Raw genomic sequence first — 16,500 nt, 5'->3', positions numbered from 1 at the left:
CGGAGCTCCGAGCCGCCTCCGTAACCGGGGAGCGGCCCCACCGTTTAGCGCCCGGTGTCGGCGGAGGCGGCTATTTAGCTAACCTCGAATTCCGTGTCAAATCGTTTTTTTCAAAACTTTTCGACCCGATGCCGAACCAGGGAAAGTCCCCGGACCAGCGAGCCGGCAGCTTCTAAAGAAACCACCAAACCCTGTCAAGCAATTCTTTCTAAGAAAGTTCTGCTCAACTTCTTCACCAGCACTTCCGAATTCTTGCGAACTCTTCGATCCCGATGAACGAGGCGGCGCTTCTATTGAAGCATTCCAACCTCGTCAACCAACTCTTTTCAGAAACTTCCGAAGAACCAAAGCCCTCCAAAAGCAACAAAAGCGCTCCCTCCCGAAGGCCAAAGGCCGTCGGCAATCCAGCTGCCCGAGTCGATTGAGGCCGCGGAACTTAGCGATGAGATCCAACCGAAGCAAGGGCCTTGTGGGCCCCGTTTTCGAGCGTCTTCGTCAGCGCCGTTCCGAGGAGGAGCGCATATAGGCCTGTGACCGGATGATGACAAGCATCAACCCGCACGCATCCACAGGTCCGTGATCCGGACGGGCCGCGACGCACCGTCGCGCCGGCCCGCCCCTCCCTACCTGCGCCTTGAACCCCGCCTTACGCGTCGCCACTTCATGATGGACGATCGCGGATCCGGGGCGCCGCTGCAGGGCCCCGGACCTTCGCGAACGAAGTCGCTTTGATGCGTAAGGACTTCGCATGACCCGGACGATCCTGTTCGACAGCCCCTTCCTGCTGGGCTTCGAACACACCCGAGACCTGATCGAGCGCGCCGCCAAGGCCGCCGGTGAAAGCTATCCGCCCTATAATGTCGAACAGACCGACGAGGGCGTGCGCATCACCCTGGCCGTGGCCGGCTTCTCGCCCGACCAGCTGCAGGTCACCGTCGAGGGCGGCCAGCTGGTGGTGGCCGGACGCCGCGACGGCGAGGCCCGCACCGAAGCCGAGCGCGCCTACCTGCACCGGGGAATCGCCGCCCGCGGGTTCGTGCGCACCTTCGTCCTGGCCGAAGGCATGGAGGTCTCGGCCGCCACCCTCGAGCACGGCCTGCTTCACGTCGACGTCGCCCGCCCGCCGCCCGAGCGCCAGGTCAGGCGCATCCCCATCCGCTCGCAGGGCTGAGCCCTTGCGCAACACTTACGCTCCAGCCGCCTGAACCACAGGGACTTCGGAGCGTTCCCCTATCGAAGGAGGTGGTCACATGACGCCCAATTCGCACACGCCGTTCTTCTCGACCGAGGCCTTCGCCGCGCTGGGCGCGCCCGACCTCGTCTATGTGCGCCCGATCAAGGCGGCCGAGATCCTCGCCGACGCCCCCGAGGGGGTGGAGGACTTCGATCTGGCCCCCGACCAGACGCTTTATGCGGTATGCCGGGCCGACGGCGCCCGCCTGGCGGTGCTGACCGACCGCGACGCGGCCATGGCCGCCGCCCTGGCCCACGAGCTGGCGCCGGTGTCGGTGCACTAACGCGCTTCTCATAAGAAGACGCGCCAAATGAAAAGGGCGGCGGATCCTGCGATCCGCCGCCCTCTTTCTTTGTCCTTACGCCGGACCTCAGTTGAGGTTGGCGGCCGGGGCCTGAGCCTGGCGGAACATGGTGATGGCGATCAGGCGATCCCAACCGACCAGCGACACCAGGTGAGCGTAGATCTGGGCCAGGGCGCCCGAGGTCTGCAGCTCCTTCAGCTTCTCGATCGGCAGGGCGTTCAGCTTCTCTTCCGAGACGCCGTAGTACTCGGCCACGACCTGCGGCTCGCCCGGCTGGCCGTCGGGGCCGGCCGGCGTGAAGGTGGCGGTCTTCAGTTCGAAGAGGTCGTTGTCCTTCAGCAGCTGCACGAACGAGTCGGTGCGGCGGCGTTCGACTTCGAAGTCGTCGCAGAACTTGATGCAGTTCTGGGTGTACTCGGTCGGCTCGCCCTTGGCGTCGAACAGCGGGGTCTCGCCGGCTTCCGACAGCAGGCTCGAGGCGCGGTCGATGCAGACGATCATGCGGCCCTGGGTCTCGTCATTGGCCAGCACGAACGGATAGCGACGGACATAGGCCGGGATGTAGACGCCGACTTCGGTCGAGCCGTCGGCGTGGATGAACAGGTTCTCGCCCTGGTTCAGACCCATGACGGCCAGCGGGGTGCGCTCTTCGCCGGCGAAGATGATCGGGTAAGACAGGCCGGCCGGACCGAATTCGGTCACGGTCAGCGGGACGGCCGTGCCCGCGGCGGCGAAGGCGTAGGGCTTGTCCTGGTGGACCAGGGCCAGCTTGCCGTGCAGGTCGCGGTTCAGCGGCTCGGGCGTCGAGTAGAAGAGAACGTTGCCGGTGATGCCGCCGGCGGACTGGGTCGTTTCCATAAGAAGCTCTACAGAAGGGCCAAGAAGAACGGACGCTCTATCGCGGGCGGCCTTTAGGTGGTCAGCGCTTCTAGCCGATCTGCGATATCCCGGCAATCGACACGTCCGGACGGGGAAACGCCGCCGCGACCCTCGCGTCTGGGGCGAGGGCCGCGGGACGATCGGGCCTAGAACTTCCAGGCGATCCCGGTGCGGATCGACCGGCCCGGCGAGGGCGCGATGTCCTTCAGGAACGAGGCGTGCTCGCGCACCTCCTCGTTGGTCAGGTTGCGGCCGTCGACGAACCAGCGCAGCGGCTTGTCCTCGAACGGCTTGACCGTCACCCGCAGGTTCACCGTGGTGTAGGCGTCGGTCGGCAGCTCGAAGTCGGCCACCCGGTCCTGCTCGGCCACGTGACGCACCTCGAGCTCGGCCTCGACATTGGAGGCGGTCCAGATCGCCCGGCCGGTCAGGGACCACGGCGGAATGCGGGCGGGCACGCCGATATCGGTCTCGCCACGCACATAGTCGGCCACGCCCTCCAGGCGGATCGACTGGTCCTTGCCGCGCCAGGCGTCGTAGCCGACCTCCAGCTCGGCGCCGTGGAACTTGGCGCCGGTCTGGAAGTACTGGAACACCGGCAGGCTGTCCTCGACCTCGCCGGTCGGCGCCTCTTCGATGAAGTTGTCGTACCAGGCGCCCCACAGGTGGCCCTCGACGCGCAGGCGCGGGCCGGTCCAGCGATAGGTGGCCTCCAGCGAGGTGACGGTCTCGGAGTCGAGGCTGTCGTCGCCCTTCTCGTAGCCGCCGGTGCCCGGGTGCGGACCGTCGGCGAACAGCTCGAACTCGGTCGGCGCGCGGCCGTTGCGCGATAGGGTCAGGGCGACGAACTGGTGCTCGGCCGGCTTGTAGAACACGCCCAGCGAGGCCGAGACGTTGTCGAAGTCGCGCTTCTGGGTCGCCGTCTCCAGCGAGCGGGTGTCGAAGCGCAGGCCGGCGTCGACGCCCCAGTCGCCGCGATCGAAGCGCTGCAGGGTGAAGACGCCGTACTCCTTGATGTCGACGCTGGGCACGAAGGCCTCGTCGCCGATCGCCTCGAAGCTGCGGGTCAGGGCCTGGAAGCCGATGGCGCCCTGGTGGCCGTCATGCTCGCGATGGACCAGCTCGACGCGGCCCTCGGTGCCGTCCGACAGGAAGCGGGTGCCGACCTCGCCGTCCTCGACGGAAACCTCGGCGTGCTGGTAGTCGGCATGACCGATCGAGACGCGCACCTTCTCGAACCACGGGGTGTCGAGCTCCTGCTCGCCGCGCAGGTCGTAGCGGGTCTGCTGCAGGTGGATCGAGACCGGGCCCTCGGCGTCGGGATCGATGGGGCTGAGGATCTGCTGGTAGGGAACGCCGTAGGTGGTGTCGGTGCGCTTGACCGACAGGCCCACGAACCCGCGGTCGCGCACATAGGAGACGCCGGCGCCGTAGGCGTCCATCTCGACGTCGGTGTTGCGCACGGTCTTGTCCGGATCGACGGTCAGGCCGTCGCGGGCGGCCAGGCGCGTAGACACCGGGGCGACCGGCACGTCGTAGTCGTCGCTCTGCCGGTGTACGGCGTCGACGGCGAACACCAGCGGGCCGGCGTTGAACTTGGCCGCGCCGCTGACGCCCCAGCCGCTGTCGACGCTGGACATCGAGCCGGCCACGCGGCCTTCAACCGGGGCGCTGGCGCGCGAGGACGGCACGCGGTCGTCGAGCATGTTGACCACGCCGCCGATGCCCGAGCCGCCATAGGCCAGGGTCGACGGACCACGCAGCACCTCGATGCGCGAGGCTTCGGCCGGATCGGAGGCCACCGCGTGGTCGGGCGACAGGGCCGAGGCGTCGACCTGGCCGACGCCGTTCTGCAGCACCATCACCCGCGGACCCGACAGGCCGCGGATCACCGGCCGCGAGGCGCCGGGGCCGTAGAAGGTCGAGCGCAGGCCCGGCAGGCCGTTGAGCACGTCGCCGAGGCCGGCGGGGGGGGCCACGTCCAGCTTGTCGCGGGTGACGACGTTGACGCTGCTGGTCACGGTGTCGAGCGAGACCGCGTAGGGGGCGGCGGTGACCACCACCTGCGAAACCGAGGTGTCGGTCGGATCGGCGTCGGCCGCCGGCGCGGCGGGGACGTCGGCGGCCCAGGCCGGGGCGGACCCGGCGGCGGCGAGGACGAGGAGGCTTGCGGCGGCGAGCGCCTGGCGACGGACCATGGAACGGGTCATGGACGGAAAATCCCAACTTGCCGGGGGAGCGGCGAAAATGCGTTATGAAATAACATATCCACTCGTCAATCCGCTTTCGCTTGACGCGGCCAAGTCGTCTCGCTCTGTGTCCGGACGACCTCACTTCGGGCTTTTCATGATGCGTTTTTCGTCGCTCGCCCTCGTCGGCGCCCCCATTTCCGCCGCATTGCTGCTGACCGCCTGCGCGCCCCTGTCGGGCCAGGCGCCGGGCCAGGCCCAGGGCAAAACCTACGCCCAGGCCGGCGGCTCGACGACCTGGACCAAGCCGCCGAAGGGCTACCTGACCCTGGCCGAGCCGTTCGACGCGCCGGACATCGTCGGCCCGCCGCCGGAACCGAACTCGCCGCGCGGCAAGGCCGACCGCGCCGCCTATGACGATACGCGCAAGCTGGCCGGCACGCCGGCCTGGGACAAGGCGATCGCCGACGCCGACCTGTCGGGGGCAGGCGGCTTCAAGAGCTTCTCCTGCGCCGCCAAGGTGACGATCAGCCCGGAAAAGACCCCGACCCTGGCCAACCTGCTGCTGCGCATGACCGACGACGCCGGCACGATCTATCGCCCGGCCAAGCAGGCCTTCTCGCGGCCGCGCCCGCCGGTGGGCAACAACAAGCCGATCTGCGTGCCGCGCGAGACGTGGATCGAGACCGAGGGCTCCTATCCCTCCGGCCATGCGCTGATCGGCTGGTCGTGGGGCCTCGTCCTGGCCGAGCTGGTCCCCGATCGCGCCGCCCAGCTCGCCGCCCGCGGCCGCGCGTTCGGCGACAGCCGGGTGATCTGCGGCGTGCACTTCCCCAGCGACCTGGAGGCCGGCCGCCTGCTGGGCGGGGTGATGGTCTCGCGCCTGCACGCCGACCCCGCCTTCGCGGCCGACCTGGAAAAGGCCAAGGCCGAGATCGCCGCCTCCAGGGCCGACGGCCCGCCGGCCGGCTGCGAGGGCTGAGGCTCGCCACAAAGGCGCGCGACGCCAGGCTTCAACTTTAGAGCTTGAGCCCCTCCCGGAGCGGCGCCACCCTGGCGGCCTACGGGAGGGACAAATGCTGGAGACCATGGGACGGCCGTTGATCGGCCTCGTCTGCGCCCTGTCCTTGGGCGGCTGCGCGGTGTTCGCCCCGCCCTACGACCCCACCCTCGATAGCAAGATCACCACCGCATACGAGGGCGTGGCCAAGCTGGCGGCCGAGGCTGAGATGGGCCTCTACATCGACAAGGCCACCTATCCCGGCAAGATCGAGACCTACGCCGACATCCAGGCCGCGCTGGCCGTGGCCGCGGTGCGCGCCGCCACCCAGCCCTACGCCGCCAAGCCGGCCCAGAAGGCCATCGACGCCGAGGTGTCGCTGATCAAGGGCTGCAGCGCCCAGGTCCAGGGCCTGGCCCAGCTTCACCAGCTCCAGGGGATCGTCCCCAACACCGGCGCGACCACCGCGATGATGGTCAGCTGCGACCAGGCGGCCAAGGCCGTCACCGCCATGAAGTGAGGCCAGGCGCCCGATGAGCATCGACTTCTCCACCCTGCAGGTCGACGACGTCGACAGCCTGGTCTCCGTCCTCGAACAGCAGCTGGGCGACACCGCCACCGACTGGTGGAACGCCAACAAGACCGTGGTGCCCGGCTATCTGCGCAGCCTGGCCGAGGCGACGATCCAGACCCGCACGGCCCTGGCCAACCACCAGATCACGCCGGAAGCGGCCGACATGATCCTCCACAACCAGGAACTGGCCTTCAACCAGACGATCCAGTTTACGAAGTTCATGACCCTGGCCCTGGGCCAGACCCTGCTCAACACCGTGTTCCAGGTGGTCGGCTGGGTGATCTACAACAAGACCGGCGTGAACATCGCCCCCAACCTGGTGCAGCCGACGACGCCGACGGCGTAGGCTGCTCGACGCCCAGCAATTCTGCCCTTTTCTCACCGAGCTTCCCCGCGAAGGCGGGGATCCAAGCCGCGTTTCAGGACGAGGCGCGGCCGTGGACGACCCGCAGACTCTGCTTGGGTCCCCGCCTTCGCGGGGAAGCTCGGGTTTTGAGGCGGCTGTCGGTTGAACTTGGACGCCGCCGGGACGGACGCTCAGCCCCCTTAGCCCTTTGGCGGGTCGCAGCGGCCGTACATGGTGTCTAGCCCCTTGAGATATTCGGGCATGGTCTGAAGGCCCAGCGCCGCGCGCCGCTTCTCCAGGCCGGCGGGATCCTCGACATTGTCGGGCATGGCGTGACGGCCGTCGACGCAGCGCGCCCGCTGGGTGGCGTATCGCTGGGGCCGGCCTTCCTGCTCGGCGACGCGGTCATAGAGGTTTGGATAGCCGCTGGGCCCGCGCCCCTGGGCGACCAGGGACTCCATCTTGGCCAGGGCCTCCTTCTGGAAGGCCAGGTCCGGTGAGTGATTGACGATGTGGAAGGCCCCGTCGGCGGCGCGCTGGCCAACCTCCTCGGGCGTGAACCAGCCGCGTCCGGCCAGCAGCACCTTCAGCCGCTCGGTATGCCTGCGGTCGATCGGCTCGTAGTGCTCGGCCCAGATCGCGTCGAGCGCCTGGCGATCCTCGGGCGAGGCGGTCTTGCGCGCCTTCAGGAAGGTCACCCGCGTGGCCTGGTCGACCGCGCCCATGCCGCCCAGTTCCTCGATCAGCGCCTGCCTGGCGACCAGGGCCACGGCATCCGCTCGCGCCTGAGCGACGGCCGGCGCCTCCTGCGCCAGGGCCGGCGTCGTCGCCAGCATCATCACCGCCAACAAGCCTGCCCTGATCATCGTCGCCCCTCCACTCATGCCGGAAAGGTGGCGGGACCTCGCGGCGCAATCATGGCGACACCCGCCGTCGGCGGGCAAAGAAAAAGCCCCGCCGTTTCCGGCGGGGCTCGTTCCTGATCGACGCTTCGAAAAGCCTCAGCCGCGCTGGTCGCGCTTGGCCAGCACCCGCAGGCGCAGGGCGTTGAGCTTGATGAAGCCGCCGGCGTCGCGGTGATCGTAGGCGACCTTGCCCTCTTCGAAGGTGACCAGGTCCTGGTCATACAGCGAGTAGGGGCTGGTGCGGCCGATGACCGTGACATTGCCCTTGTAGAGCTTCACGCGGACCTGGCCCGACACCTTGGTCTGGCTGTAATCGATGGCCGCCTGCAGCATCTCGCGCTCGGGCGAGAACCAGAAGCCGTTGTAGACGAGCGAAGCGTACTTCGGCATCAGCTCGTCCTTCAGGTGCATGGCGCCGCGGTCGAGCGTGATGCTCTCGATGCCGCGGTGGGCGGCCAGCAGGATGGTGCCGCCCGGGGTCTCGTAGACGCCGCGCGACTTCATGCCGACGAAGCGGTTTTCCACCAGGTCCAGGCGGCCGATGCCGTTGTCGCGGCCCAGCTCGTTCAGCTTGGTCAGCAGGGTCGCCGGGCTCATCGCCACGCCGTCGATGGCGACCGGGTCGCCCTTCTCGAAGTCGATCGTGATCACCGTCGGGGCGTCCGGCGCGTCCTCGGGCGAAATGGTGCGCATGTGGACGAACTCGGGGGCCTCGACCGCCGGGTCTTCCAGGACCTTACCTTCCGACGAGGAGTGCAGCAGGTTGGCGTCGACGCTGAACGGGGCTTCGCCGCGCTTGTCCTTGGTGATCTGGATCTGGTGCTTCTCGGCGAACTCCAGCAGCGCTTCGCGCGACTTGAAGTCCCACTCGCGCCAGGGGGCGATCACGGTGATGTCGGGCTCGAGGCCATAGTAGCCGAGCTCGAAGCGGACCTGGTCGTTGCCCTTGCCGGTGGCGCCGTGGCTGACGGCGTCGGCGCCGACCTGGCGGGCGATCTCGATCTGGCGCTTGGCGATCAGCGGACGGGCGATCGAGGTGCCGAGCAGGTACTGGCCTTCATAGACCGTGTTGGCGCGGAACATCGGGAACACGAAGTCGCGCACGAACTCTTCGCGCACGTCTTCGATGAAGATGTTCTCGGGCTTCACGCCGGCGGCCAGGGCCTTGGCGCGCGCGGGCTCGATCTCTTCACCCTGGCCGAGGTCGGCGGTGAAGGTCACGACCTCGGCGCCGTACTCGGTCTGCAGCCACTTGAGGATGATCGAGGTGTCGAGACCGCCCGAATAGGCGAGCACGACCTTCTTGACGGGCTTCTGGGCCATGTCGGGGGTCCTTGTCGAAGGCGAAAACACAAAGTCGCGGGGCGTTTAGCGCGCTTTTGCGACGAGGGAAACAACAGGGACTGGCTGGAGACCTAAAGGTCTTTCTGACTTCCCGTCATTCCCGCCCTTGTGGCGGGAAAGCCTAGTTCCGCTTCAACCTGAGGCGCAAGCGGATCGCTGGCGATCCGCCCCTCCTGCCCGTACGGCCGACAGAGGGGTTCCCGCCACACGGGCGGGAATGGCGGGAGATAATTTCGGACGTCTCCGAAAAACTCTACAGCCGGATCTTGCCCTCTTCGGCCAGCTGGTTCAGCGCCCGTCGCACCTGGGTCAGGTGGATGACCGCGAAGATCGCCGCCAGGGTGGCGCGCAGGCCCAGCATGATGATCGACAGCGACAGGTCGTCGGCCTGGCGGCTTTCGACCAGCAGGTAGAGGCTGATGGCGAAGGCGCCGGCCGGCAGCAGCACCAGGGCCGGGCCGCGCGGCAGGCGCAGCAGGGTGTCGCCCTTGGGCGACCAGGCCACCGGGGTCGGTTCGCCCTTGGGGATCTTGCCCCAGGCCATGCGCGAGGCCCCGGCCATGATCGACAGGGCCAGGATCCAGAGCACGTCGCCGATGACGCCGAGAATATCCATCTACGCAGTCAGCCTTACACGGTTACTTGGGCGCCGAGCTCGACGACGCGGCCCGGCGGGATCTTGAAGAAGTCGGTCGGGTTGGCCGCGTTCTTCATCAGGAAGATGTACAGCCGGTCCTGCCACAGCGGCATGCCCGAATTGGCCGACGGCACGATCGAGCGCCGGCCGAGGAAGAAGCTGGTGGCCATGATGTCGAACTTCAGCCCCTGCTGCTTGCGCAGCAGCGCCAGCGCCTTGGGCACGTTCGGGCTTTCCATGAAGCCGTAGTAGATCTCGACCTTCTTGAAGTCGTCGTTGACCTTGAAGGTCTTGATACGATCCTCCTCGGGCACGCGCGGCGTCTCGGCCGTGCGCACGGTCAGCACCACGTTGCGCTCGTGCAGCACCTTGTTGTGCTTGAGATTGTGCATCAGCGCGACCGGGGTCATGTCCGGGTCGGAGGTCAGGAAGATCGCCGTGCCGGGGGCCCGGTGCGGCGCGCGGGCCCGCAGGATCTCCATCAGGTCGGCCAGCGGCACGCTGTCACGGCGGGTCTTCTCGCTGAGGATCTGGCTGCCGCGCACCCAGGTGGCCATGATCGTGAACAGGGCCGCCCCGATCAGCACCGGCAGCCAGCCGCCGGTGAAGAAGCGCAGGGCGTTGGCGCTGAGGAACACCAGGTCCAGGGCCATGAACGGGATCAGGAAGGCCAGCGCCGCCGGCAGCTGCCACTTCCACAGCTGGCGCATGACGATGAAGGCCATGGTCGTGGTCACCACCATGGTTCCGGTCACCGCCAGGCCATAGGCGTGGGCCATGGCCGACGAGGTCTTGAAGGTGAACATCACCGCCAGCACGCCCAGCAGCAGCATGGTGTTGAGCTGCGGCACGAAGATCTGGCCCGACTGGGTCTCGGACGTGCGGCGCACGTCCATGCGCGGCAGCAGGCCCAGCTGAATCGCCTGCTGGGTCAGCGAGAAGGCGCCGGTGATCACCGCCTGGCTGGCGATGACGGTGGCCGCGCCGGCCAGGATCACCAGCGGCAGGCGCAGGACGTCGGGCGCCATCTCGAAGAACCAGTTCAGTTCCTGGAACGGCACGCCGGCGCGCTCGGCCTCGATCAGCGTGGTCAGCGCCAGGGCGCCCTGGCCCAGATAGTTCAGCGCCAGGCACGGCAGCACGAAGAACAGCCACGCGGCCTGAATCGGCCAGCGGCCGAAGTGGCCCATGTCGGCGGTCAGGGCCTCGGCCCCGGTGACAGTCAGGAACACCGCGCCCAGCACGATGAAGCCGGCCATGCCGTGATGCTGCAGGAAGTGGACGGCGTAGTAGGGGTTGATCGACCGGAACACGCCCGGATGTTCCAGCAGGTTGTAGACGCCCAGCACCGCCATGACGGCGAACCACAGGGCGCAGACCGGCCCAAACAGCTGGCCGACCTTGGCCGTGCCGCGGCTCTGGATGAAAAAGAGGCCCAGCAGCATCACCGTGGCGATCAGCAGCACCATCTCGGTGGTGATGCCGTGCTCGAGGGCGGGAATGGTTCGCAGGCCCTCGACGGCCGACAGCACCGACATCGCCGGGGTGATCACCGCGTCGCCGTAGAACAGCGCCGCCCCGATCACGCCCAGGCCGAACACCACCGCGGTGCGCCGTCCCATGGCGCGCTGGGCCAGGGCCATCAGCGACAGAACGCCGCCCTCGCCCTTGTTGTCGGCGCGCATGATGAACAGCACGTACTTGATCGTCACGACCAGGATCAGCGCCCACAGGGCCAGCGACACCACGCCGAGGATCTCGGCCCGGGTCACGCCGTCGGCGGCCGACGCGTGCAGCGCCTCCTTGAAGGCGTACAGCGGACTGGTGCCGATGTCGCCGAACACGACGCCGACCGAGCCCAGGGCGAGCGCGAACGTGCCATGGCCCTTTGGACCGTGACCATTGGCGGAACCCGCTTGCTGGGGAATGTCGCACGCCGCGACGGAGGCGTTCTCAGTGTTCGAAACGCCGGAGGCTTCGGAAGCCATTCAATCCCTCCGGGACCGCGCCCTCGAAAATCTCGCGCGAAGCCCCATATCGATCAAGCGGCGCGCGATACACCCAATCCGATCCGGGTTCAATCGCGACCTTGGCCGCGCGCCTTTACGGTTTTTGTTTCAACGCTTGCGTTCCCCCCTTACGTTCCGGACTTAACAGAAGATCATGTCCGACAGTCAGAAGTTCCCCGTCGCCGCTCACGCCCTGGCCTATCTGGCGCACAAGGAGGCTTTCAGCCCCGACCGCGCCGTGGCCAGCGCCGAACTCGCGGCCTCCGTCCCCACCAATCCGGTGGTGGTGCGGCGCGTCACCGCCATGCTCGGCAAGGCGGGACTGATCGGCGCGCGCGCCGGCGCCAACGGCGGGGCCTGGCTGCTGAGGCCGGCCCAGGACATCACCCTCGACACCGTGCTGCGGGCCGTCCACGGCTGCGCCAACCTCGGCACCGCCCCGCCAGGGGTGAAGGGTTGCCCGGTCGGGGCCCGCATCCCCGACGCCGTCCGCGCGGCCCTGATCGCCGCCGACGCCGCCGCCGCCGAGCGCCTGTCGCGCATCTCGGTCGCCGACCTGCTGGCCGATCCCGCCGAGCGCGAGACCGTCCTGAAGAGCGCCTGACCCCTCGGGCGGACAGCCCGAGAGCGCCTTAAAGGCCCTCGCAGAAAAACTGCACCCGAAATTGTTGCTGATCCCCTGGCGCCGGCGGCGGGCGCTATTACGTAATCGCTACCGATACAGTTTCTGTTCGGGCAACATCATTCTCCTTGAGGGGACCACCGCCATGACCACCAAGGTCGCCATCGTCTATCACTCGGGCTACGGCCACACCGCCGTCCTCGCCGACAAGGTCGCGGAAGGCGTCCGCGACGCCGGCCAGACCCCGGTGCTGCTGCAGATCGAAAGCGCCGCCCAGGACTTCAAGCCGTTCCTCGACGCCATCACCGAGGCCGACGCCGTCGTGTTCGGCGCGCCGACCTACATGGGCGACGTCTCGGGCGTGTTCAAAGTCTTCGCCGACGCCACTTCGGCGGCCTTCTTCACGGGCGCCTGGAAGGACAAGCTGGCCGCGGGCTTCACCAACTCGCACAGCTTCTCGGGCGACAAGGGCCATGCCCTCGCCAGCCTGACCATCCTGGCCGCCCAGCACGGCATGAACTGGATCAACCTGGGCGTCGCCCCGCCGGCCGTCACCGCCGCCGAGCGCGGTCCGGAGACGATCAACCGCGTGGGTTCGTTCGTCGGCGTCGCCGCCCAGTCGGACAACGCCTCGCCGGAGATCACCCCGCCGGCCGGCGACCGCGAGACCGCCCGCCTGCTGGGCGTGCGCGTGGCCGAGGCCGCCGTCCGCTGGACCCGCGGCGCGCAGCCGGCGCTCAGCGACGCGGCCTAAGACTTCAGGCATCGGGCGCGCCCTGCCCCCTCCCCCGAGGGCGCGCCTTCGCGGAGGAACGACCGACCCCGCCCTCCCCCAGGTCGTTCCTCCGCCCCGCTTGAACCGGATCGGCGGGCGTGCTCGACTCCTGTGACGCTTTGCTTGCAGGACCTTCGACCACATGGCCCGCCGCCTCGCCCTGATCACCGGCGCCTCCGCCGGCATCGGGGCCGCCTTCGCCCGCATCTACGCCAGCCACGGCTACGACGTGGCCCTGACCGCCCGCCGGCTCGACCGGCTTGAAGCCCTGGCCGCCGAGATCCGCATGCGGTTCGGGGTCGAGGCCTATGCGATCGCCGCCGACCTGGCCGACCCGGGCGGCGTCGACGCGGTGCTGGCGGCGGTCGCCGCCGAGGGGCGCGAGGTCGATGCTCTGGTGAACAACGCCGGCTACGGCCTGCCCGGAACCTTCGACAAGACCAGCTGGGCCGACCAGTCGGCCTTCCTGCAGGTGATGCTGACCTCGGTCTGCGAGATGACCCACAAGGTGCTGCCGGGCATGGTCGAGCGCCGGTTCGGGCGCATCGTCAACGTCGCCTCGCTGGCGGGCCTGGCGCCCGGCTCGGCCGGCCACACCCTCTATGCGGCGACCAAGAGCTTCCTGGTGAAGTTCTCCCAGAGCCTGCACCTGGAGAACCTCTCCAACGGTGTCCACGCCAGCGCCCTGTGCCCCGGCTTCACGCTGTCGGAATTCCACGACGTCAACGGCACCCGGGCCCAGGTCAGCCAGAGCCTGCCGGCCTGGATGTGGATGGGCGCCGACGAGGTCGCCGCCGCCGGCTACGAGGCCGCCGAGGCCAACCGCCCGGTCTGCGTCACCGGCGCGCCCAACAAGGCGATCGCCGTGCTGGCCAAGCTCATTCCCGACGAATGGGCCCTGGCCCTGATCGACAGCCAGGGCGGGAAGTTCCGGAAGGTTTGAGCCACCAAGCTCCTCCCTCGCGAAGCGGGGGAGGTGGCGCGGCGCTATCAGCGCCGTGACGGAGGGGGCGAGGGACGAAGCGCCGAGCCCAGTCACGCCCCCTCCACCGCGGAGCCTGTCCTCGGGCGCGCGCTTCGCGCGACCCGGGGGCGGTCCCCCTCCCCCGTTTCACGGGGGAGGAACTATCAGCACTACTTCTCCGCCGTGTACGGCGCCTTCGCATCCGCCCGGATCAGGCCGCGCGTCGCGTCGCCCACCCCGATCAGCACGAACTGCACCGCCAGCGCGCAGAGGATCAGGCCCAGCACCCGCACGACGATGCTCATGCCGATGCGGCCCAGCACCTTGCTGATCACCGGCGCGGCCCAGAAGGTGGCGACCAGCACCACCGACACCGCCGCGATCACGCCCACGCCCAGGGCCATGCCGGCCAAACCCAGGTGCTTGGCCTCGCTGGCGTAGATGATCACCGTCGAGATCGCGCCCGGTCCGATCAGCAGCGGCATGGCGAACGGCACGATCAGCCGCTCGAACCGCTTCTTGGCGTAGACCCGCGCCGACAGCGGCTCGCCTTCGCCCTCGGCGGCGTCGGCGAACATGGTGGTGAAGTCGTCGCGCACCATGTCCAGGCCCAGGATGAACAGGATGATGCCGCCGGCGATGCGGAAGGCCGGCATCGAGATGCCGAAGAACTCCAGCAGGGCCACGCCCGTGAAGTAGAAGAAGACCAGGAAGGCCACGACAAACAGGCCGATATAGACGGCCACCATCCGCCGGCCGGCCGAGGCCGCGCCCAGGGTGGCGGCGGCGAACAGCGGCACGTTGCCGATCGGGTCGATCAGGGCGAACAGCGCGACGAAGAAGTTGACGGCGAGTTCGGCCTGGCTCATTCGACGTCCTCAACCTTCATGACTGTGCGGGAAACGTCGCTCTCTCTAGAGCGATGCGGCCTCGCGCGCCAACACCGGAGCTTGCCCATGTCCGCCGATCCGCGCCTGATCATCCCGCTGGACCTGCCCACGGTCGCCGACGCCCGGAAAATGGTCGAGCGCATCGACGACGCCGCCTCGTTCTACAAGATCGGCCTGGAACTGCTGGCCACCGACGGCATGGCCTTCGCCGGCGACCTCAAGAAGGCCGGCAAGCAGGTGTTCCTCGATTGGAAGCTGCACGACATCGGCGCGACGGTGGAACGCTCGGCCCGCGTGCTGGCCGGCGCCGGCTGCGACCTGCTGACCGTCCACGCCGAGCCGCAGGTCATGCAGGCGGCGGTGAGGGCCAAGGCCGGCTCGGACCTGAAGATCCTGGCCGTCACCGTGCTGACCAGCCTGACCGACGCCGACCTGATCGAGATGGGCTACGCGTTCAGCGCCCGCGCCCTGGTCGAGCGGCGCATCCGCCAAGCCATCGAGTGCGGGGTCGACGGCATCGTCTCCTCGCCGCACGAGGCCGCCCTGGCCCGCGAGATCGGCGGTCCGGATTTCTTGGTGGTGACGCCGGGCGTGCGCCCGTTCTGGGCCGCCAAGAACGACCAGGCCCGCGCCGCCACCCCGGCCGACGCCCTGAAGGCCGGCGCCAGTCACCTGGTCTGCGGCCGCCCGATCACCGCCGCCAACGATCCGCGCGAAGCGGCGCTGAAGGTGATCGAGGAGATGGCGGGGCTGTAAGGCCCCGCCCAACGCCGCTGGCGTTTCAGCGCAAATCTGCCTAAATTTTATATAGCTTATGGGGAGGCTCTTCTCCCTCAGTACGCTCAGGCGGTTCCTCAGGGACAACACGAATTATAATTTCGTGCTTATCCCCCTCAGATTTGTCTTTCTTGTTGCCTTTTGAAATTCCCGCACTCAACACCGCAGCAGCAATCAGGCCGCCACAACTTAATACAAGCGCCCAACGCTCCCAACGCCTCATAGGAAGTGAAGCACTCACCCGCCTCCCCCTTTTTGGCTAACACTGTGGAGTATTCTGTCCATAAGGCGTTCTATATCTTCAACCCCCATACGGCGGGCCAAAACGAACAGAACTACAAGCTCCAAGATCAGTACAATAACAGACAAAGCTGCATTTTCAGAGCCACTTAGCCAGAGAATATCGATCAGGATCGTACAAACCACGATCCATATAAAACGCTCTTCCTTTCGAGCGTCTTCAATCGCTTGAAGCTTTTTCTCAAGCTCGGCCAAAGCCTGGTCCCGCGCCTCTGGATTCGGCACGGCATCCAAGACTGTGAACGCGATGCCAGCTTCAGCCGGCCCTGGCTCTGTATTCGGCAATGATATCCTCGTCGGGAATGGGAATACCGCGAGCTCCAGGGATATAGTTCTTCGCCCAGGCCCCCTTGTCCCAGTGCGTTATCGCAACAAGGGCACCGGCCGAATACCTCGACAGCGCATCATAAGCACCATCCAGATAGTTAGCTATATCACCAGCATCAATTGGACGAGCCCCATGGAACACGTCCTTTATAGCACCACTGCCAAACGGCTTAACACGATGATATATGCTTGGAGACACGGGACCATAATCCCAAGCCTCAAACGTATCGTCTATGAGCCGCTCATTTGTTTGACCCAGAAATTGCATCTGAGCCAAATAGAGCATCTTCTGAAGCTCGAGATTAGTGAGTGTCCACCCGCTGCGCTCACACAAGCGCCGCGCGGCGGAACTCACGCTGAGTCGTCCTGCCATCGGCGGTCCTCGCGTCAAAAACAAGCATGTTCGCTTTTCGTTCGCGACAAG

General features: G+C 67.4%; 18 protein-coding genes. 9 read left to right on the top strand and 9 right to left on the bottom strand.

Features of this window, described 5'->3' with window-relative positions; all coding sequences use genetic code 11:
* Window positions 1-748: 748 nt before the first annotated feature.
* Both V6S85_RS05675 and V6S85_RS05670 read left to right on the top strand, forming a co-directional pair.
* Window positions 749-1,171: an Hsp20 family protein gene (locus V6S85_RS05675; RefSeq protein ID WP_101715285.1), complete on the top strand. Its 423-nt coding sequence runs from the start codon at window positions 749-751 to the stop codon at window positions 1,169-1,171.
* Window positions 1,172-1,250: 79 nt separating this feature from the next.
* Window positions 1,251-1,517: a DUF1150 family protein gene (locus tag V6S85_RS05670; RefSeq protein WP_101715284.1), complete on the top strand. Its 267-nt coding sequence runs from the start codon at window positions 1,251-1,253 to the stop codon at window positions 1,515-1,517.
* An 87-nt stretch (window positions 1,518-1,604) separates the two neighbouring features.
* Here the strand turns inward: V6S85_RS05670 and V6S85_RS05665 are convergent, their stop codons facing one another.
* Both V6S85_RS05665 and V6S85_RS05660 read right to left on the bottom strand, forming a co-directional pair.
* On the bottom strand, window positions 1,605-2,396 hold the full coding sequence (locus V6S85_RS05665) for a SapC family protein (RefSeq protein ID WP_101718684.1): 792 nt from the start codon (window positions 2,394-2,396) through the stop codon (window positions 1,605-1,607).
* Window positions 2,397-2,563: 167 nt separating this feature from the next.
* On the bottom strand, window positions 2,564-4,615 hold the full coding sequence (locus V6S85_RS05660) for a TonB-dependent receptor (RefSeq protein ID WP_334348323.1): 2,052 nt from the start codon (window positions 4,613-4,615) through the stop codon (window positions 2,564-2,566).
* Between the two features lie 148 nt (window positions 4,616-4,763).
* Here V6S85_RS05660 and V6S85_RS05655 point away from each other — a divergent pair, with 148 nt between their 5' ends.
* The 3 genes from V6S85_RS05655 (at window position 4,764) to V6S85_RS05645 (ending at window position 6,526) form a co-directional block, all read left to right on the top strand.
* Entirely contained in the window at window positions 4,764-5,588 is an 825-nt protein-coding gene (locus V6S85_RS05655) for an acid phosphatase (protein ID WP_243410572.1), read from the top strand.
* 94 nt (window positions 5,589-5,682) lie between these two features.
* A complete protein-coding gene (locus V6S85_RS05650; RefSeq protein WP_334348312.1) occupies window positions 5,683-6,126 on the top strand; it encodes a hypothetical protein in 444 nt (147 codons plus the stop codon).
* A 13-nt stretch (window positions 6,127-6,139) separates the two neighbouring features.
* A complete protein-coding gene (locus V6S85_RS05645; RefSeq protein WP_334348311.1) occupies window positions 6,140-6,526 on the top strand; it encodes a hypothetical protein in 387 nt (128 codons plus the stop codon).
* 200 nt (window positions 6,527-6,726) lie between these two features.
* Here V6S85_RS05645 and V6S85_RS05640 read toward each other — a convergent pair whose 3' ends face one another.
* From V6S85_RS05640 to V6S85_RS05625, 4 genes are all read right to left on the bottom strand, one after another.
* Complete coding sequence (locus V6S85_RS05640; RefSeq protein ID WP_334348310.1) at window positions 6,727-7,392, bottom strand: DUF6624 domain-containing protein; 666 nt, start codon at window positions 7,390-7,392, stop codon at window positions 6,727-6,729.
* A 135-nt stretch (window positions 7,393-7,527) separates the two neighbouring features.
* Entirely contained in the window at window positions 7,528-8,754 is a 1,227-nt protein-coding gene (locus V6S85_RS05635; RefSeq protein ID WP_334348309.1) for an argininosuccinate synthase, read from the bottom strand.
* 274 nt (window positions 8,755-9,028) lie between these two features.
* Complete coding sequence (locus tag V6S85_RS05630; RefSeq protein WP_116490986.1) at window positions 9,029-9,391, bottom strand: hypothetical protein; 363 nt, start codon at window positions 9,389-9,391, stop codon at window positions 9,029-9,031.
* A gap of 14 nt (window positions 9,392-9,405) precedes the next feature.
* Window positions 9,406-11,400, bottom strand: a complete 1,995-nt coding sequence (locus tag V6S85_RS05625) for a potassium transporter Kup (protein ID WP_116568327.1) — start codon at window positions 11,398-11,400, stop codon at window positions 9,406-9,408.
* 175 nt (window positions 11,401-11,575) lie between these two features.
* Between V6S85_RS05625 and V6S85_RS05620 the strand changes: the two genes are divergently transcribed.
* The 3 genes from V6S85_RS05620 (at window position 11,576) to V6S85_RS05610 (ending at window position 13,761) form a co-directional block, all read left to right on the top strand.
* Window positions 11,576-12,025 (top strand): Rrf2 family transcriptional regulator, encoded by a 450-nt coding sequence (locus V6S85_RS05620; protein WP_116568329.1) that lies wholly within the window; start codon window positions 11,576-11,578, stop codon window positions 12,023-12,025.
* Between the two features lie 163 nt (window positions 12,026-12,188).
* Window positions 12,189-12,797 carry a flavodoxin family protein gene (locus tag V6S85_RS05615; RefSeq protein WP_334348308.1) on the top strand — a complete coding sequence of 203 codons (609 nt, stop codon included), beginning with the start codon at window positions 12,189-12,191 and terminating at the stop codon, window positions 12,795-12,797.
* A 163-nt stretch (window positions 12,798-12,960) separates the two neighbouring features.
* A complete protein-coding gene (locus V6S85_RS05610; protein WP_334348307.1) occupies window positions 12,961-13,761 on the top strand; it encodes an SDR family NAD(P)-dependent oxidoreductase in 801 nt (266 codons plus the stop codon).
* A gap of 191 nt (window positions 13,762-13,952) precedes the next feature.
* Here V6S85_RS05610 and V6S85_RS05605 read toward each other — a convergent pair whose 3' ends face one another.
* Entirely contained in the window at window positions 13,953-14,651 is a 699-nt protein-coding gene (locus V6S85_RS05605) for a MarC family protein (protein WP_058348560.1), read from the bottom strand.
* Between the two features lie 87 nt (window positions 14,652-14,738).
* On the opposite strand from V6S85_RS05605, the gene pyrF reads away from it, so the two are divergent.
* Window positions 14,739-15,428: an orotidine-5'-phosphate decarboxylase gene (gene pyrF / locus V6S85_RS05600; protein WP_334348306.1), complete on the top strand. Its 690-nt coding sequence runs from the start codon at window positions 14,739-14,741 to the stop codon at window positions 15,426-15,428.
* Window positions 15,429-15,686: 258 nt separating this feature from the next.
* Here pyrF and V6S85_RS05595 read toward each other — a convergent pair whose 3' ends face one another.
* Window positions 15,687-15,983 (bottom strand): hypothetical protein, encoded by a 297-nt coding sequence (locus tag V6S85_RS05595; protein WP_334348305.1) that lies wholly within the window; start codon window positions 15,981-15,983, stop codon window positions 15,687-15,689.
* A 22-nt stretch (window positions 15,984-16,005) separates the two neighbouring features.
* The gene (locus tag V6S85_RS05590) at window positions 16,006-16,431 is read right to left on the bottom strand and encodes a Panacea domain-containing protein (protein ID WP_334348304.1); all 426 of its coding nucleotides are present in this window, start codon (window positions 16,429-16,431) and stop codon (window positions 16,006-16,008) included.
* Window positions 16,432-16,500: the final 69 nt, after the last annotated feature.

Origin of the sequence: Caulobacter sp. CCNWLW153, from assembly GCF_036889365.1 — a bacterium.
GTDB classification, from domain to species: domain Bacteria; phylum Pseudomonadota; class Alphaproteobacteria; order Caulobacterales; family Caulobacteraceae; genus Caulobacter; species Caulobacter radicis.
Note: the sequence above shows the minus strand (reverse complement) of the source record. Positions and strands in the feature narration are given on the sequence as shown.

Excerpts from the sequence above, each read along its gene's own strand:
- V6S85_RS05660 (WP_334348323.1), bottom strand. The coding sequence starts at position 4,615 with ATGGTCCGTCGCCAGGCGCTCGCCGCCGCAAGCCTCCTCGTCCTCGCC.
- V6S85_RS05655 (WP_243410572.1), top strand. The coding sequence starts at position 4,764 with ATGATGCGTTTTTCGTCGCTCGCCCTCGTCGGCGCCCCCATTTCCGCC.
- V6S85_RS05675 (WP_101715285.1), top strand. The coding sequence starts at position 749 with ATGACCCGGACGATCCTGTTCGACAGCCCCTTCCTGCTGGGCTTCGAA.
- V6S85_RS05630 (WP_116490986.1), bottom strand. The coding sequence starts at position 9,391 with ATGGATATTCTCGGCGTCATCGGCGACGTGCTCTGGATCCTGGCCCTG.
- V6S85_RS05640 (WP_334348310.1), bottom strand. The coding sequence starts at position 7,392 with ATGATCAGGGCAGGCTTGTTGGCGGTGATGATGCTGGCGACGACGCCG.
- V6S85_RS05625 (WP_116568327.1), bottom strand. The coding sequence starts at position 11,400 with ATGGCTTCCGAAGCCTCCGGCGTTTCGAACACTGAGAACGCCTCCGTC.
- V6S85_RS05645 (WP_334348311.1), top strand. The coding sequence starts at position 6,140 with ATGAGCATCGACTTCTCCACCCTGCAGGTCGACGACGTCGACAGCCTG.
- V6S85_RS05610 (WP_334348307.1), top strand. The coding sequence starts at position 12,961 with ATGGCCCGCCGCCTCGCCCTGATCACCGGCGCCTCCGCCGGCATCGGG.
- V6S85_RS05665 (WP_101718684.1), bottom strand. The coding sequence starts at position 2,396 with ATGGAAACGACCCAGTCCGCCGGCGGCATCACCGGCAACGTTCTCTTC.
- V6S85_RS05635 (WP_334348309.1), bottom strand. The coding sequence starts at position 8,754 with ATGGCCCAGAAGCCCGTCAAGAAGGTCGTGCTCGCCTATTCGGGCGGT.
- V6S85_RS05620 (WP_116568329.1), top strand. The coding sequence starts at position 11,576 with ATGTCCGACAGTCAGAAGTTCCCCGTCGCCGCTCACGCCCTGGCCTAT.
- V6S85_RS05650 (WP_334348312.1), top strand. The coding sequence starts at position 5,683 with ATGCTGGAGACCATGGGACGGCCGTTGATCGGCCTCGTCTGCGCCCTG.
- V6S85_RS05615 (WP_334348308.1), top strand. The coding sequence starts at position 12,189 with ATGACCACCAAGGTCGCCATCGTCTATCACTCGGGCTACGGCCACACC.
- V6S85_RS05670 (WP_101715284.1), top strand. The coding sequence starts at position 1,251 with ATGACGCCCAATTCGCACACGCCGTTCTTCTCGACCGAGGCCTTCGCC.
- pyrF (WP_334348306.1), top strand. The coding sequence starts at position 14,739 with ATGTCCGCCGATCCGCGCCTGATCATCCCGCTGGACCTGCCCACGGTC.
- V6S85_RS05605 (WP_058348560.1), bottom strand. The coding sequence starts at position 14,651 with ATGAGCCAGGCCGAACTCGCCGTCAACTTCTTCGTCGCGCTGTTCGCC.